This is a genomic window from Streptomyces sp. NPDC059092, from assembly GCF_042756365.1.
Lineage (GTDB): Bacteria > Actinomycetota > Actinomycetes > Streptomycetales > Streptomycetaceae > Streptomyces.
Map to the genome: position 1 here is coordinate 1 of NZ_JBHZEJ010000038.1, position 15,308 is coordinate 15,308.

Annotated in this window: 12 protein-coding genes and 1 riboswitch; of the genes, 7 read left to right on the plus strand and 5 right to left on the minus strand. The window is 70.7% G+C overall.

Going from position 1 to position 15,308, the window contains the following annotated elements; all coding sequences use genetic code 11:
- Positions 1-41: 41 nt before the first annotated feature.
- The gene (locus ACFXPL_RS21770) at positions 42-1,325 is read right to left on the minus strand and encodes an extracellular solute-binding protein (protein WP_384921906.1); all 1,284 of its coding nucleotides are present in this window, start codon (positions 1,323-1,325) and stop codon (positions 42-44) included.
- A 239-nt stretch (positions 1,326-1,564) separates the two neighbouring features.
- Between ACFXPL_RS21770 and ACFXPL_RS21775 the strand changes: the two genes are divergently transcribed.
- The 5 genes from ACFXPL_RS21775 to ACFXPL_RS21795 all read left to right on the plus strand — a co-directional run bounded on the left by ACFXPL_RS21775 (position 1,565) and on the right by ACFXPL_RS21795 (position 8,901).
- Positions 1,565-2,371: a GntR family transcriptional regulator gene (locus ACFXPL_RS21775; protein WP_384922062.1), complete on the plus strand. Its 807-nt coding sequence runs from the start codon at positions 1,565-1,567 to the stop codon at positions 2,369-2,371.
- A 194-nt stretch (positions 2,372-2,565) separates the two neighbouring features.
- Positions 2,566-4,788, plus strand: a complete 2,223-nt coding sequence (locus ACFXPL_RS21780; RefSeq protein ID WP_384921909.1) for a carbon starvation CstA family protein — start codon at positions 2,566-2,568, stop codon at positions 4,786-4,788.
- Complete coding sequence (locus tag ACFXPL_RS21785) at positions 4,785-5,003, plus strand: YbdD/YjiX family protein (RefSeq protein ID WP_384921912.1); 219 nt, start codon at positions 4,785-4,787, stop codon at positions 5,001-5,003. Before ACFXPL_RS21780 ends, ACFXPL_RS21785 begins: the two co-directional genes overlap by 4 nt.
- A 158-nt stretch (positions 5,004-5,161) precedes the next feature.
- A riboswitch (cobalamin riboswitch) is annotated at positions 5,162-5,304 on the plus strand.
- A gap of 145 nt (positions 5,305-5,449) precedes the next feature.
- On the plus strand, positions 5,450-7,891 hold the full coding sequence (locus ACFXPL_RS21790) for a ribonucleoside-diphosphate reductase subunit alpha (RefSeq protein WP_384921915.1): 2,442 nt from the start codon (positions 5,450-5,452) through the stop codon (positions 7,889-7,891).
- Positions 7,882-8,901, plus strand: coding sequence for a ribonucleotide-diphosphate reductase subunit beta (locus ACFXPL_RS21795; protein WP_384921918.1), 1,020 nt, complete (start codon positions 7,882-7,884; stop codon positions 8,899-8,901). The genes ACFXPL_RS21790 and ACFXPL_RS21795 overlap by 10 nt, the downstream gene beginning before the upstream one ends.
- Before the next feature lie 82 nt (positions 8,902-8,983).
- On the opposite strand, the gene ACFXPL_RS21800 is transcribed toward ACFXPL_RS21795, so the two are convergent.
- Positions 8,984-9,733, minus strand: a complete 750-nt coding sequence (locus ACFXPL_RS21800) for an SDR family oxidoreductase (RefSeq protein ID WP_384921921.1) — start codon at positions 9,731-9,733, stop codon at positions 8,984-8,986.
- A 218-nt stretch (positions 9,734-9,951) separates the two neighbouring features.
- On the opposite strand from ACFXPL_RS21800, the gene ACFXPL_RS21805 reads away from it, so the two are divergent.
- A complete protein-coding gene (locus ACFXPL_RS21805) occupies positions 9,952-10,872 on the plus strand; it encodes a D-alanyl-D-alanine carboxypeptidase family protein (RefSeq protein WP_384921924.1) in 921 nt (306 codons plus the stop codon).
- A gap of 192 nt (positions 10,873-11,064) precedes the next feature.
- On the opposite strand, the gene ACFXPL_RS21810 is transcribed toward ACFXPL_RS21805, so the two are convergent.
- From ACFXPL_RS21810 to ACFXPL_RS21820, 3 genes are all read right to left on the minus strand, one after another.
- On the minus strand, positions 11,065-11,664 hold the full coding sequence (locus tag ACFXPL_RS21810; protein WP_384921927.1) for a DinB family protein: 600 nt from the start codon (positions 11,662-11,664) through the stop codon (positions 11,065-11,067).
- 64 nt (positions 11,665-11,728) lie between these two features.
- Positions 11,729-12,700 carry a GNAT family N-acetyltransferase gene (locus ACFXPL_RS21815; RefSeq protein WP_384921930.1) on the minus strand — a complete coding sequence of 324 codons (972 nt, stop codon included), beginning with the start codon at positions 12,698-12,700 and terminating at the stop codon, positions 11,729-11,731.
- 19 nt (positions 12,701-12,719) lie between these two features.
- Complete coding sequence (locus tag ACFXPL_RS21820; protein WP_384921933.1) at positions 12,720-13,601, minus strand: aminoglycoside phosphotransferase family protein; 882 nt, start codon at positions 13,599-13,601, stop codon at positions 12,720-12,722.
- A 222-nt stretch (positions 13,602-13,823) separates the two neighbouring features.
- On the opposite strand from ACFXPL_RS21820, the gene ACFXPL_RS21825 reads away from it, so the two are divergent.
- Positions 13,824-15,302 carry a translation initiation factor 2 gene (locus ACFXPL_RS21825; protein WP_384921936.1) on the plus strand — a complete coding sequence of 493 codons (1,479 nt, stop codon included), beginning with the start codon at positions 13,824-13,826 and terminating at the stop codon, positions 15,300-15,302.
- The last annotated feature ends 6 nt before the right edge of the window (positions 15,303-15,308 follow it).

Here is a 15,308-nt window from a genome sequence, read left to right on the forward strand (position 1 = left end):
CTGTCCGGCAGGTCGGTGCCGGACAGCGCCCCGCCCTCAGGTCACTTGGTGTTGATGACCTTGTCGATGGCGGCGTCCGCCTCCTTGGCGGCCTCCTCGACCGACTGCTTCCCGGTGCCGATGGACTGCAGCATGGTCTGGAGCACCTGGGCCTTCTCGACCTGGCCCCAGCCCGGCGCCATCGGTACGAACCAGCTCGACTCGGCCGCCGTCGCCGGGACCGCGGTCGCCGGGTCGTTCTTCAGCGTCGCGAGGTCGGTCTTGTTGTTCGGCAGGTTGCCCTTGCCCATCAGGCCCTTCTGGCCCTGGGCGCCGGTGTAGGCGTTGATCCACTCGGCGGCGGTGTCCTGCGCCTTCGACTTGACCGGTACGGCCAGGTCGGAACCGCCCAGGAAGACGGGCATGTTGGCGCCGGACGGACCCGGCATCACGAAGTTCTCCAGGTTCCCCTTGAGCTTGCCGGTCTTGTCGCTCTTCGGGTCCTCGGCGGTCGCGCCCTCCCAGGCGGCGCCGAAGATCATGCCGGACTGGCCCTGGCCGTACACGATGTAGCGGTCGGACTCGTCCTTGGTCTTGTCCGCGTGCATGTACGCGTCCAGGATCTTCTTGTACTCCTTGAGCCCCTTGAGGGACTCGGGCGAGGAGAGGTTCGCCTTGAACGTGCCGCCGCTGTCCTCGGCGATGGAGCCGCCGGCGTCGTACACGAAGGACATGGCCGCGTACCAGTCGCGCGAGGGCTGGTACCAGGCGCTGAACTTGTCGCCCTTCTTCGCCTGGATCTTGTCGAGTCCGGCGGTCAGCTCGGCGTAGGTCTTCGGTACGGCGGTGACCCCGGCCTCCTTGGCGACGTCCTTGCGCCAGTTGGCGACGCGGCCTCCGGCGTAGTACGGCACGCCGTAGGTCTTGCCGTTGTACGTCACCGACGACTTGAGGCCGTCCAGCCAGGCGTCGGCGTTGTCGAACTTCGCGGGGTCCAGCTCGGCGAAGGCGCCCTTCACCGTGTAGCCGAGCATCTCCGTGTTGCCCATCTCGACCACGTCGGGGGCCTTGTCGGTGGCGAGAACGGCGTCGAGCTTCGCGTTCTTGTCGGGCCATCCGTAGTACTCGTGCTTGATCTTGATGCCCGGGTGCTTCTTGACCACCGCGGCGTCCGCGGCCTTGACCAGCTCCGGCCAGTTGTTCTGGGCGTCGACCGTCAGCCAGACGGTGAGTTCCTTCGCCGAACCGCCCCCGCCCGCACCGCCCTTCGGGTCGTCGGAACCACACGCCGCGAGGCCGATCACCATGCCTGCGACGCCGACCGCCGCGATGAGCTTGCGCTTCACGCCACCCTCCTCAGGGACACTGCAACCCCCCTGGTCCAATTAATGGTTTAGACCAGTAGGGGGGAGCTTGGCCTAGACCTTTAGGGGTGTCAAGGGTGTATAAGAAGGGCAGTCGTGTCCGTTATCGGACCGACACCTGAGAGAGGGCGACGCCCTGTGGCCGGACCGTGCCACCATGTGAGCCGCGACAGACGGAGGAGCCGGTGACGGCAGCAGCGCAGGAGTCGGGAAGGCAGGCCATGGCCACGGACGGGGTCGGTGCCGGGGCCGGAGCCGGGATCGGGGTCGGAGCCGGGGCCGGTGCGCAGACCGAGGGCGGACCCGCCACCCGTACGGCCCGCGTACCCAAGTACTACCGCTTGAAGCGGCACTTGCTCGACATGACGGAGACGCTGCCGCCCGGGACGCCCGTACCGCCGGAGCGCACGCTGGCCGCCGAGTTCGACACCTCGCGCACGACCGTGCGCCAGGCGCTCCAGGAACTGGTCGTCGAGGGCCGGCTCGAACGCATCCAGGGCAAGGGCACCTTCGTCGCCAAGCCGAAGGTCTCCCAGGCCCTCCAGCTCACCTCGTACACCGAGGACATGCGCGCCCAGGGCCTCGAACCGACCTCGCAGCTCCTCGACATCGGCTATGTCACGGCCGACGACACCCTCGCCGGTCTCCTCGACATCACCGCGGGCGGGCGCGTGCTGCGGATCGAGCGGCTGCGGCTGGCGAGCGGCGAGCCGATGGCCATCGAGACCACGCACCTCTCCGCGAAGCGCTTCCCGGCGCTGCGCCGCTCGCTCGTCAAGTACACGTCTCTCTACACGGCGTTGGCGGAGGTGTACGACGTCCACCTCGCCGAGGCCGAGGAGACCATCGAGACGTCGCTGGCCAACCCGCGCGAGGCCGGGCTGCTCGGCACGGACGTGGGCCTGCCGATGCTGATGCTGTCGCGCCACTCGCTGGACGGGGCCGGTGAACCGGTGGAGTGGGTACGGTCCGTCTACCGCGGCGACCGCTACAAGTTCGTGGCGCGTCTCCAACGCCCGCGCCCGTGAAGCCATGAGCCCATGAACGAAATCCCGCCACGCCCGCATAAACCCACCGTGTGCGGGCAGTTCACGTACCGGGATATGGGCTGGTGGTGGCGTGTCCCGGGATGGTCCCCTAGATTTCCTGCGCGTTACGCATCACGTATGCCGCGTTGACGCGTCAGGCAGTACGCAGGTGACCAGTGAGGGGACGACTCGCCATGCCAGAGCCCGCACCGACCGACACCCCGTCGACGGACACCCGGCCGAAAACCACAGGTGGTCTCAGCCCGAGATCCCTCGTCATCTGGATCCTGGTCGCGCTGGTGGGCGCGGCGGGCTGGGGGGTGCTCGCCCTCTCCCGGGGCGAGGAGGTCTCGGCGGCGTGGATGCTGGCCGCCGCCCTCGGCTCGTACGCGATCGCCTACCGCTTCTACTCGCGCTTCATCGCGAACCGCGTCCTCAAGGTCGACAAGACCCGGGCCACCCCGGCCGAACGGCTCGACAACGGGGTCGACTTCCACCCCACCGACCGGCGCGTGCTGTTCGGCCACCACTTCGCGGCCATCGCGGGCGCGGGGCCCCTGGTCGGTCCCGTACTCGCCGCCCAGATGGGATATCTGCCCGGCACCATCTGGATCGTCGCGGGCGTGATCTTCGCCGGGGCCGTCCAGGACATGGTGACGCTGTTCTTCTCCACCCGCCGCGACGGCCGTTCCCTCGGCCAGATCGCCCGGGACGAGATCGGCCCCTTCGGCGGCGCCGCCGCGCTCATCGCCGTCTTCATGATCATGATCATCCTGCTGGCCGTGCTGGCGCTGGTCATCGTCAACGCCCTGGCGCACTCGCCGTGGGGCGTCTTCTCCATCGCCATGACCATCCCGATCGCCCTCTTCATGGGCGTGTACCTGCGGGTGCTGCGCCCCGGCCGGGTCAGCGAGGTCTCGCTCATCGGGGTGGCACTGCTGCTGCTCGCCATCGTGGCGGGCGGCTGGGTCGCCGAGTCCTCGCTCGCCGACACCTTCACGCTGGAAGCGGGCACGCTGGTCATCTGGATGATCGCGTACGGCTTCCTCGCCTCCGTACTCCCGGTGTGGATGCTGCTGGCGCCGCGCGACTACCTGTCGACCTTCATGAAGGTCGGCACGATCGTGCTGCTGGCGCTGGGCGTCGCGATCGCGCTCCCGACACTGAAGATGGACGCCGTCACCGAATTCGCGAGCCGCGGTGACGGCCCGGTCTTCGCCGGGTCCATGTTCCCGTTCGTCTTCATCACCATCGCGTGCGGCGCGCTCTCGGGCTTCCACTCACTGATCTCCTCGGGCACGACCCCGAAGATGATCCAGAAGGAGACCCAGATCCGGATGATCGGTTACGGCGCGATGCTGACCGAGTCGTTCGTCGCGATCATGGCGCTGATCGCCGCCTGCATCATCGACCCCGGCCTGTACTTCGCGGTCAACTCCCCCGCCGGTCTCATGGGCGGTACGGTCGAATCCGCGTCGCAGGCGGTCGCGAACCTGGGCTTCACCATCTCGCCCGACCAGCTCGCCCAGGCGGCGAAGGACGTCGAGGAGACGAGTCTGCTGTCACGGACCGGCGGGGCGCCGACCTTCGCCCTCGGCATGGCGGAGATCTTCTCGTCCGTCGTCGGCGGCACCGCAATGAAGGCGTTCTGGTACCACTTCGCGATCATGTTCGAGGCGCTGTTCATCCTCACCACGGTGGACGCGGGGACGCGCGTCGGGCGTTTCATGCTCCAGGACATGCTCGGCAACGTGTACAAGCCGATGCGCCAGGTGAGCTGGAAGCCGGGCGTCTGGTTCGCCAGCGCGGTCGTGGTCGGCGGCTGGGGCTACTTCCTCTGGGTCGGCGTCCACGACCCGCTGGGCGGCATCAACCAGCTCTTCCCGCTCTTCGGCATCGCCAACCAGCTCCTGGCGGCGGTGGCGCTCGCCGTCTGCACCACGCTGCTGGTCAAGTCCGGCCGCCTGAAGTGGGCGTGGGTGACGGCCGTACCGCTCGCCTGGGACGCCGCCGTCACCCTCACCGCGAGCTGGCAGAAGATCTTCTCGGGCGACCCGAGGGTGGGCTTCTTCACCCAGCGCGACGTGTACCAGTCGGCGATCGACCGGGGCGAGGTGCTGGCCCCGGCCAAGACCATGGACGACATGCACACCGTCGTCACCAACTCCACCGTGGACGGGGTCCTCTCGGCCCTCTTCGCGGTCCTCATCCTGGTGGTCATCGCGGACGCGGGACGGGTCTGCTTCAAGGCGATCCGCGCCCCGGAGGCCGTCCGGCTGGTGGAGGCCCCGTACACCGAGTCCAGGATCGTCGCCCCGGCCGGAATGATCCCCACCCAGGAGGAGAAGGCGGAGCTGGCCGCCGCCGAGGCCGCGACGGTCCGTGAGAGCGTCCCGGCGGGGACGGGCCCGGCATGAGCGGACTCCGGAGCCGGACGGAGCCGGTACGGCACGTGGCCCGGCGGATCCGCTGGTACGTGCGCGAGTTCACCGGCGAGTCGGCGTACGAGCGCTACGTCGCCCACGCCGGCGCCGGTGACCCGGCGGGGGAGGTCATGACCCGCCGCGCCTTCGAACGCAGCCGCACGGACGCCCGCGAGGCCGACCCGCGCGAGGGCTTCCGCTGCTGCTGAGCGCTTGCCGAGGCCCCGATGAGGCCTCGTGGGGCCCTTTCCGAGGCCTCATCGGGGCCTTTCCCAAGCCTCACCGGGCCCTCGCCGAGGCTCTGCCGAGCCGCCGCTGATCTCGTACCGCGGCGACGTACGACACAACATCTGGGGGGTGGCGCACCGCGCGCCCCCCAGATGTATGCTCGACCTCGCTGTCGACGCAGGGGAATCCGGTGCGAATCCGGAACTGTCCCGCAACGGTGTACTGTGGCGCACTTTGTCGCGCCCTCCAGTCCGAACACCTGCCGGCAGCGCGTCCGGCTCGACCGAACCGGACGCCCAGACGTCCGGGCCTCGCGGTTGGGCCGGTGGACGCGGCGCGGTGTGCTGCCCTGCGATGGCGGGGGTACGTCCGTGCGCGCGGACCCGTGCTTCCCCGTGGCCCAGAGCCGAGCGAGGGAGAGCACCACGTGACCATCGCGCCAGCGGATCCGGTTTCAGCACCGACCGACCAGCGGACGGAGGCCGAGCAGCGGCCCGGAGCCGCGCAGGCACCGGCGGCCGACGCCCCCGGCACCGCGCTGCTGCGGACCCTGACCGAGCTGACCGCCGATCTGCCCGACGCCGACCCGGGCAGGATCGCCGCCGCCGCGCTGCGCGGCCGCAACGCCCGTTCGGACGAGGCCGAGTTGCGCGAGCTGGCCACGGAGGCGGCGGCCGGACAGATCTCCGAGGACCCGGCCTACTCCCGTCTCGCCGCCCGGCTGCTCACCCGTACGATCGCCGACGAGGCGGCGTCCCAGGGCGCCGTGTCGTTCGCCGCGTCCATCGCCGTCGGTCACCGCGAGGGGCTGATCGCGGACCGTACGGCCGCCTTCGTCACCCGCCACGCCGACCGCCTCGACGCGCTGATCGACCCGGCGGGCGACGACCGTTTCGGCTACTTCGGGCTGCGTACGCTCTACAGCCGCTATCTGCTCCGGCACCCGCTCACCCGTCAGGTGATCGAGACGCCCCAGCACTTCCTGCTGCGCGTCGCCGCCGGGCTCGCCGAGGACGAGAGCGCGCACGCGCTGGACGAGGTCGCCGCGCTCTACCGGCTGATGAGCCGGCTGGACTACCTCCCCTCCTCCCCCACCCTCTTCAACTCCGGCACCCGCCACCCGCAGATGTCCTCCTGCTACCTGCTGGACTCGCCGCTGGACGAGCTGGACTCGATCTACGACCGCTACCACCAGGTCGCGCGGCTGTCGAAGCACGCGGGCGGCATCGGGCTCTCGTACTCCCGTATCCGCTCGCGCGGTTCACTGATCCGGGGGACGAACGGCCACTCCAACGGCATCGTCCCGTTCCTGCGGACCCTCGACTCCTCCGTCGCGGCCGTCAACCAGGGCGGCCGGCGCAAGGGAGCGGCCTGCGTCTATCTGGAGACCTGGCACGCGGACCTGGAGGAATTCCTCGAACTGCGCGACAACACGGGCGAGGAGGCGCGCCGTACGCACAACCTCAACCTCGCGCACTGGATCCCCGACGAGTTCATGCGCCGGGTCGAGTCGGACGGCGTGTGGTCGCTGTTCTCGCCGGTGGACGTGCCCGAGCTGGTCGACCTGTGGGGCGACGCGTTCGACACCGCGTACCGCGAGGCGGAGGCCGACGGTCTCGCCCGCAGGACCATCAAGGCCCGTGAGCTGTACGGCCGGATGATGCGCACCCTCGCGCAGACCGGCAACGGCTGGATGACCTTCAAGGACGCGTCGAACCGTACGGCGAACCAGACCGCCGAGCCCGGCCACACCGTCCACTCCTCCAACCTCTGCACGGAGATCCTGGAGGTCACGGACGACGGCGAGACGGCCGTCTGCAACCTCGGCTCGGTCAACCTGGGCGCGTTCGTGGACGCGGCCACCGGCGAGATCGACTGGGAGCGGCTGGACGAGACCGTCCGTACCGCCGTGACCTTCCTCGACCGGGTCGTGGACATCAACTTCTACCCGACCGAGCAGGCGGGCCGCTCCAACGCCAAGTGGCGTCCGGTGGGCCTGGGCGCGATGGGGCTCCAGGACGTCTTCTTCAAGAAGCGGCTGCCCTTCGACTCCCCCGAGGCCGCCGCGCTCTCCACCCGGATCGCCGAGCGGATCATGCTCGCCGCGTACGAGGCGTCCTGCGGCCTCGCCGAGCGCAACGGCCCGCTGCCCGCCTGGTCGAAGACGCGTGCCGCGCGCGGGGTGCTCCACCCCGACCACTACGACGTGGAGCTGAACTGGCCGGAGCGCTGGGAGGCGCTGCGCGCCCGGGTGGCGAAGAGCGGCATGCGCAACTCCCTCCTCCTGGCCATCGCGCCGACGGCGACCATCGCGTCGATCGCGGGCGTGTACGAGTGCATCGAGCCGCAGGTCTCGAACCTGTTCAAGCGCGAGACGCTCTCCGGGGAGTTCCTCCAGGTCAACTCCTACCTGGTGGACGAGTTGAAGCGGCTCGGCGTCTGGGACGCGCAGACGCGCGAGGCGCTGCGCGAGTCGAGCGGTTCGGTGGCGGGCTTCACGTGGATCCCTGCCGAGGTACGGAAGCTGTTCCGTACGGCGTGGGAGATCCCGCAGCGCGGACTGATCGACATGGCGGCGGCCCGTACGCCGTTCCTGGACCAGAGCCAGTCGCTGAACCTGTTCCTGGAGACGCCGACCATCGGGAAGCTCAGCTCGATGTACGCGTACGCCTGGAAGAAGGGGCTGAAGACGACGTACTACCTGCGCTCGCGCCCGGCGACCCGGATCGCGCGCGCGGCGGGCGGACAGCCGGTGCCGGCCCCCGCGTCCGCCCCGGCCCCCGCCCCCATCCCCGTACAGGCGACCCCGGCCGACGAGGCGATCGCCTGCTCCCTGGAGAACCCCGAGTCCTGCGAGGCATGCCAGTAATGACCACCGAGAAGAATCTTCTGGACCCGGGCTTCGAGCTGACGCTCCGCCCCATGCGTTACCCGGACTTCTACGAGCGCTACCGCGACGCGATCAAGAACACCTGGACGGTGGAGGAGGTCGACCTCCACTCAGACGTCGCCGACCTGGCCAAACTCTCCCCCGGCGAGCAGCACATGATCGGCCGGCTGGTCGCGTTCTTCGCGACGGGCGACTCGATCGTCTCGAACAACCTGGTGCTGACGCTCTACAAGCACATCAACTCCCCGGAGGCGCGGCTCTACCTCTCGCGCCAGCTCTTCGAGGAGGCCGTACACGTCCAGTTCTATCTGACGCTGCTGGACACCTACCTCCCGGACCCCGCGGACCGCGCGGCGGCCTTCGACGCGGTCGAGGAGATCCCGTCGATCCGCGAGAAGGCGCAGTTCTGCTTCCGCTGGATGGACTCGGTGGAGAAGATCGACCGCCTGGAGTCGCAGGCGGACCGGCGCCGCTTCCTGCTCAATCTGATCTGCTTCGCGGCGTGCATCGAGGGCCTGTTCTTCTACGGGGCGTTCGCGTACGTCTACTGGTTCCGCTCGCGCGGCCTGCTGCACGGCCTGGCCACGGGCACGAACTGGGTCTTCCGCGACGAGACCATGCACATGAACTTCGCCTTCGAGGTCGTGGACACGGTCCGCAAGGAGGAGCCGGAGCTGTTCGACGACGCGCTCCAGCAGCAGGTCACGGACATGCTGAGGGAAGCGGTGGAGGCGGAGCTGCAGTTCGGCCGCGACCTGTGCGGCGAAGGACTGCCGGGCATGAACACGGAATCGATGCGCGCGTACCTGGAGTGCGTCGCGGACCAGCGGCTCCAGCGGCTCGGCTTCCCGCCGGTGTACGGATCGCAGAACCCGTTCCCGTTCATGGAGCTCCAGGGCGTGCAGGAGCTGACGAACTTCTTCGAGCGCCGCCCGTCGGCGTACCAGGTGGCGGTGGAGGGCACCGTCGGCTTCGACGACGACTTCTAGGCCGCGGGCCGGTCACGCCGGGTCCGGGGCGGGGGAAGTCCCCTGCCCCGGACCCGGATCTGTCCGTCCGTCACTCACTCACTCACCAGGGCAGCGGATGGTGACTCAGGTCCTCGTCCGCCGTGACCGCCGTACCCGTCGGACCGCCGGGCGGCAGGGTGGCCATCCGGATCGGCAGCAGCGCCCCCTCCGCGGCGGTCAGCGCGCCCGCGTGTCCGTTCTGATCCGTCGCGACGGACCCGGGCGAGACGGCGTTGACGAGGATCCGCTCGGAGCGCAGCTCGTTGGCGTACGTGACGGTGAGGGCGTTCAGCGCGGCCTTCGAGGAGTTGTAGGCCAGCAACTGCGGAAAGGCCCGGTTCGACGCGGCCAGGGACACGGAGCCGAGGTTGCTCGTGATGTTCACGACGCGCGCGGCCGAGGACCGGCGGAGCAGCGGGAGCATCGCGTTGGTCACCGCCACGACGCCGAACACGTTGATCTCGTAGGTGGCGCGCACCTCGTCGACCGACGTCCGGCTCGGCTTGTGGATGGGCGTGGCGAGCACACCGGCGTTGTTGACCAGGATGTCGAGCCCGCCGGCCTCTCGGGCGACCGTCTCCGCCGCCGCGTCGACCGACGCCTGGTCGGTGACGTCGAGCTGGACGAACCGCGCGTCGTATCCGCGCGCGACCAGGGCGGAGACGGCCGAGGTACCGCGGTACGTGTCCCGGGCACCGAGGTAGACCGTCATCCCCATCCCGAGGAGCCCTTCGGCGACCGCGAACCCGATGCCCTTGTTGGCGCCGGTGACCAGAGCCAGCCGCTGCGTGGGACTGATGTGAGTATCCATGATCTGCCCATACTGGCCGAGCGCGTCACCCCGGCTCGGCTGTTCGCCGGAATCGCCCCTATGACCGGTGCTCGGACAGCCTTCTTAGGATCTTTACAGGTTCGAGGCAACCAACCGACCCTGTCAGCACGTTTCCATGTAGGGGCCACTCACACCCCACAGGCCCCTGCAGCAGAACAGTTCCACCGCAAGCAATCGCAGATACGGAGCATTCCCTCTTGACTGCCAAGATACTGACCAAGCGCAGGGCCGCCGCCGTCGCCGGTGGCGCGCTGCTCGCGCTCTCCCCACTGGTCACCCAGACGGCCGTCGCCGCGCAGCCCGAGCCCACCGTCACCGCCCAGGGCGCCGCCCTGATGGACGGCGACAGCGGCGAGACGCTCTACGGCAAGGACGCGGACACCGTCCGCCCCATGGCCAGCACAGCGAAGATCATGACCGCGTACGTGGTGCTCGACAAGGGCCCGGACCTGGACCGCCAGGTGCCCGTCAAGCAGGAGTACCGCGACTACGTCACGCAGCACAGCACCAGCACGGCGGACCTCCAGACCGGTGACAAGCTCACCGTCCGCCAGCTCCTCTACGCGTCGCTGCTCCCCTCCGGCGCCGACGCCGGCTACGCCCTCGCCGACACCTTCGGCATCGGCGCCACCAGCGAGGAGCGGGCCGAGTCGTTCGTCGACCAGATGAACGCGAAGGCCGACGAGCTGTACCTCCCGAAGACCGAGTTCGACTCGTTCGACGGCGTGGGCACGGACTCCAGCACCCCCACCGAGCTGGCGAAGCTGGCCCAGCACGCGATGACGAACGACACCTTCCGTACGGTCGTCGCGACCAAGCAGTACAAGGGTGAGGCCCCGGCCGCGAACGGCCGTACGCGCTACTACACCTGGAACAACACGAACCAGCTGCTCGGTTCGTACGACGGTGTCATCGGCATCAAGACCGGTACGACGACCCCGGCGGGCGAGTGCCTGGTCTTCGCGGCCACCCGCGAGGACAAGACCCTCGTCGGTACGGTCCTGAACAGCACGGACCGGTACGGCGACGCGGCGAAGATCCTGGACTACGGGTTCGGTACGGACACCGCGAAGGACATGAAGCTCCGCAAGCTCCCGGCGAACGCGCAGCGCGACTGATCACGCTCCGCTCCCGATCGCACAGGACGGCCCGCCGGTTCTTCCGGCGGGCCGTTCCCGTACGGCCCTCACGTACGACCACATCCTTCGGGGCCGCGCAGCGCAGACGTGCCCCGCCTCCTGGCCCCCTCGGCCGCGCGGTACGCCACCGGACGCCACCGCCTGACGTCTCGGCTCGCGCCCCCCGAGGCGTCAGCCCTTGCCCGCCTCGCGCGCCACCTGCTCCAGGTTGCTCCGGTACGCCTCCCACCACGCCTGGTCGCCCGTAGGCATGTCGCCCTTGTCCTTCAGCAGCCCGGCGGCACCGTCGATGAGTTCGCGCACGATGTCGGCGTGGCCCGCGTGGCGTTGGGCATCGGAGATCACGCGCACCAGGATGCTGTGCAGGGTCACCTCCCGTCGTTCCTCCGGCCACCACGGGACGTGACCGATCGCGTCGAGCGGCAGCGCCGCGATCGTGGCGTCGGAGTGCTCCCACGCCTGGTGGTACAGCCCGACGATGTCGTCGCGGGACTCGTCCGCCGTCGCCCACATGTCCGTGTTGGTTTCGGGGTCCTCCGTGTACCACCAGGGCGGCGGCTCCGCCTCGAAGAACGGGCGCCCGAACGTGTCGCCGAAGTAGCCCAGTTCCACGCCGGCGACGTGCTTGACCAGCCCCAGCAGGTTGGTGCCGGTGGGGGTCATGGGGCGGCGGACGTCGTACTCGGAGAGCCCTTCGAGCTTCCACAGCAGCGCGTCGCGAGCCTCTTGCAGGTAGCGGAGAAGGTCTGCTTTCGGGTCTGGTGAGGTCATCTCGGCAGTCTTGCACCCGGCACTGACAGTCCTGCCTGGCGAGGCGGCAGGGCCGCCGCGGCCGTTACGGGGTGACGCGTCCGTAGTCCAGCCGCGCGTCGGCCCACGCGACGCGGGAGTCGATCAGGCGGCCGAGCGTGAACTGGGCCGGGACCATGCCCCGCCCGCGCCAGAACGCGTCGCCGGCCTGGTTCGCCGACGACCATTCGGTGCCGTACGTGCCGAAGCCGCGCACCGCCGCCCACGCCTCGACGGCGGAGACCAGCGCCGTTCCCACCCCGGCGGACCGGGACGGCGCGGCCACCGCCGCGATGCCGATCGTGGCGGCGCCGAGGTGGTGGCTGTCGGGCGCGGCCTGGATCAGGCCCGTCAGGCGGTCGTGTTCCTCCGCGACGAGGAGGAGTTGGGCGTCGTCGGAGAGTGCCGCCCTCAGGCTGTCCCTGATCGGCCGCAGGTCGGGCGGTGCGGGACGCAGGACCGGCGACCCTGCGTGGAAGCGCTGGAGTTCCACGGCCAGGCCGAACATCCCCTCCAGGTCTTCCGCCCGTGCGGTACGCAGTCGCGTCCCCCGTGGGGGCGGCGCCGGTGCCTGCGCGTGGGTGACCGGCCGAAAGCCTCTGATCCGGTCGACTCCGAAGCCCAACTCGAAGAAGCAGGAGACGGCCTCGCGGTCGTCCACCGGCACCGCCAGGGTGTGCTCGTACGCGCCTATGGCGGCCAGTTGGCCCGAGAGTGCCGCGTACAGGCTTCGGTAGGTCGCGCGCCGGTCCCTCCGTACGCAGGCGTGCTGAGGGAGACGGACCCGCGCCCGTTGCTCTCCGGTCGTGCGCGGCAGGCCCGCCGCCATGAACCCGGTCAGCGTGCCGTCCCGTACTGCTGCCACCGCCGGCCCCGATCCCTGCCAACGCGCCACCAGGCGGCGGGCCACGTCCCCGTCCGCGAGGTCCAGGGCGCCGGTGGCGTGCGCTTCTGCCAGCAGGTTCGCGGCCTGCGCCACGAAGCCGCTCTCGAACGGGACGATCTCCGCCGCCCTCATGGCGCCTCCCACCGCCGCGTCACCACGCCAGCACACGGTCGAGCGCCGCCCGGCCCGCAGGGCCCCACGTCACCTTGCCGCCGGGAAGGCCCTGGTCCCCGGCCCGTCCGACGCTGAGGAGCATCATGCCGCGCAGCACCGCCCACCCGCGGGCGCGCCGGACCATCGCCTCGTCCGCGTACGCGTATCCGTCCAGGAACCGGGAGGCCGCGCCCTCGGGGAGGAGGACCCACGCGGCGGCCAGGTCCGTCGCCGGGTCACCGGCGCAGAGGTCGCCGAAGTCGACCACGCCCACGAGGGTGCCGTCGGCGACGACGACGTTCGCGGGGTGCAGATCGCTGTGGATCCACCTCGGGGGCCCCTGCCACACCGGGGCCGCGAGCGCGTCCTCCCAGACGTCCCGGACCTCGTCGTCCACGCCGTCGACCGACCGGAACATGTCGTCGACCGCCTGGCGCACCGCGTCGAGCGGGCCCCCGCGGTCCGCCTTGACCGGTGCGTCGGCGGGCGCCTCCCGGTGGAGCCGCCTGAGGAAACCCGCCAAGGCGTCGGCCGCGTGCGGGCCACGCGTGACCGGGGTCCGGTCGGCCGGTTCGCCGGGCACCCAGGTCGCGATGGTCCACGGGCGCGGGAAACGCGCGGACGGTTCACCCACCCGTACGGGCACCGGTACGGGAAGCGAGAGGCGCGGGGCCAGTTCGGGCATCCACCGGTGCTCGGCGCGCAGCAGGGTCGGGGCGTGCGGCGTGCGCGGCATACGTACGGCCAGCTCGTCCCCGAGCCGCCACATCTGGTTGTCCCAGCCGCCGTCCACGGCGCGCAGGTCCAGATCGGCGAGGTCGGGATGCTGCTCGCGGACCAGGGTGCGCACCAGGTCGTCGTCGATGTCGAAGCTGTTCATGGGGGCAGAGTCTGGCAGCAGGCCCGTCCGGCCGGTGGCGACGTGCGGCGACCATCACGCGGCTCAGGGCCTTCGTCTCCGGCTCGGGCAGCCGCGCGAAGCCGTCCTCCGCCCTCGCGCGCCGCCTCGGTCGTACCCGACGCGCAGCTCCACCACCACCAGCCCCGCGCAGACTCCTACCATGGGTGCGCGACGGGGAAACGCCCGCGCGAAAGGGGGGCCATGCGGCCGGCATCGAAGTCCGTCCTCGCCGGGCTCGCCGTCAACCCGGCCACCCCCGCCGACCTCCTGCTGCGCCTGCTGGAGCCGGAGTACGCGGACGCCTGGTACGCCCTCGGCCGTGAGCGCCGGGCCTTTCCGCCCGAGGTGGCCGCGGCTGTCGTCGTCCATCCCGAGCCCCGGCTGCGCGGGGCGCTGGCCCGTAATCCGTGGGTGGATCCGGAGGTGCGGGGACTGCTCGTGGACGATCCGCACTGGGCCGTCCGGTCACGCGTGGCGAGCCTGCCGGACCGGGACGGGGTCGCCGGGGCGCTGCCCGAATGGGTCCTCGACCGCATGTTCACGACGTACGACGACCAGGAGCTCCAAGAGCTCCACGTCTCCCGCCAAGTCCCTTTCTCCGTACGCCTCGCGCACGCCACGCACCCCATGGCCTCCATCCGCGCGAACAGCACGGGGATGTGGAGGCACCTGTCGGCGGAGCGGCGCGCCGCGCTGCTGGCCGATCCGCATCCCCAGGTCCGCCGGGCGGCCGAGCGTCGGCTGCGGGAGGACGACGGGGCGGCGATGGAACGGGAGTTGGAGTCCATGCCCGCCTGCCACGCGCGCTCCCAGATCCTGGTGAATCACCGGCTCTCCCCCGCCGTGGTCGACGCGCTGCTCCGCGACCCGGACGACGGCGACCACTGGGCCCTCGCCCACAACTACAGCACCCCGCCCGATGTCCTCGCGCGCCTGGCCGACTCCCCCGACGCCGCGGTCCGGCTGGAACTGGCCCGCCGTCCCGACCTGCCCCGTCCCCTCGTCGACGCGCTCGCCCGGGACGCCGATCCGCGCGTCCGTACCGCCGTCTCCGTACGTCCCGAACTCACCGAGGAGGAGCGGACGCTGATCGACTACGCCGTCGACGCGGAAGAGGACTGCGGGCCGCGTGAGCACCACTGGCACCCGCCCCTCGATCCTGCCGAGTCGGCCGCGTACGCCCGTTCCCGCCACCCGCTGCTGCGCCGCCGCGCCGCCGTGGATCCGGCGCTGCCACCCGAACTGGTGCGGCGTCTCGCCGGGGACGAAGACCTCGGCGTACGGGTCCTGCTCGCCCAGAACCATCCGGGCGCGCCACCGGAGCTGCTGCTGCGCTGCTACCGGGAGTACCGGGGTCCGCACCGGGAGCTGCTGGCCGAACACCCCCGCTTCCCCGTCGCCGGGCTCGCCGAGCGGTTCGCGGCGGCCGGGGAGCCCGAGCTGCGTGGGCTGGCGGTGCTGGACCCGGCGCTTTCCCCCGCGCTCGCCGACCGGCTCAGCCGCGATCCGGTGCCGGCGATCCGAGCAGGGGCGGCCCGCCATCCGCGGCTGCCGGCCGGGCGGTTGAGGGAGCTGCTGGACGGTGAGGAGGAGGAGACGGTGCGCGGCGCCGCCGCCAATCCCGCGCTGCCGGTGCCGGTGATGCGGCGGCTTCTCACGGGTGCGGGGGCCGCCGCGTAGAGTCCG

Excerpts from the sequence above, each read along its gene's own strand:
- ACFXPL_RS21815 (WP_384921930.1), bottom strand. The coding sequence starts at position 12,700 with ATGAGGGCGGCGGAGATCGTCCCGTTCGAGAGCGGCTTCGTGGCGCAG.
- ACFXPL_RS21800 (WP_384921921.1), bottom strand. The coding sequence starts at position 9,733 with ATGGATACTCACATCAGTCCCACGCAGCGGCTGGCTCTGGTCACCGGC.
- ACFXPL_RS21825 (WP_384921936.1), top strand. The coding sequence starts at position 13,824 with ATGCGGCCGGCATCGAAGTCCGTCCTCGCCGGGCTCGCCGTCAACCCG.
- ACFXPL_RS21795 (WP_384921918.1), top strand. The coding sequence starts at position 7,882 with ATGCCAGTAATGACCACCGAGAAGAATCTTCTGGACCCGGGCTTCGAG.
- ACFXPL_RS21785 (WP_384921912.1), top strand. The coding sequence starts at position 4,785 with ATGAGCGGACTCCGGAGCCGGACGGAGCCGGTACGGCACGTGGCCCGG.
- ACFXPL_RS21810 (WP_384921927.1), bottom strand. The coding sequence starts at position 11,664 with ATGACCTCACCAGACCCGAAAGCAGACCTTCTCCGCTACCTGCAAGAG.
- ACFXPL_RS21780 (WP_384921909.1), top strand. The coding sequence starts at position 2,566 with ATGCCAGAGCCCGCACCGACCGACACCCCGTCGACGGACACCCGGCCG.
- ACFXPL_RS21820 (WP_384921933.1), bottom strand. The coding sequence starts at position 13,601 with ATGAACAGCTTCGACATCGACGACGACCTGGTGCGCACCCTGGTCCGC.
- ACFXPL_RS21775 (WP_384922062.1), top strand. The coding sequence starts at position 1,565 with ATGGCCACGGACGGGGTCGGTGCCGGGGCCGGAGCCGGGATCGGGGTC.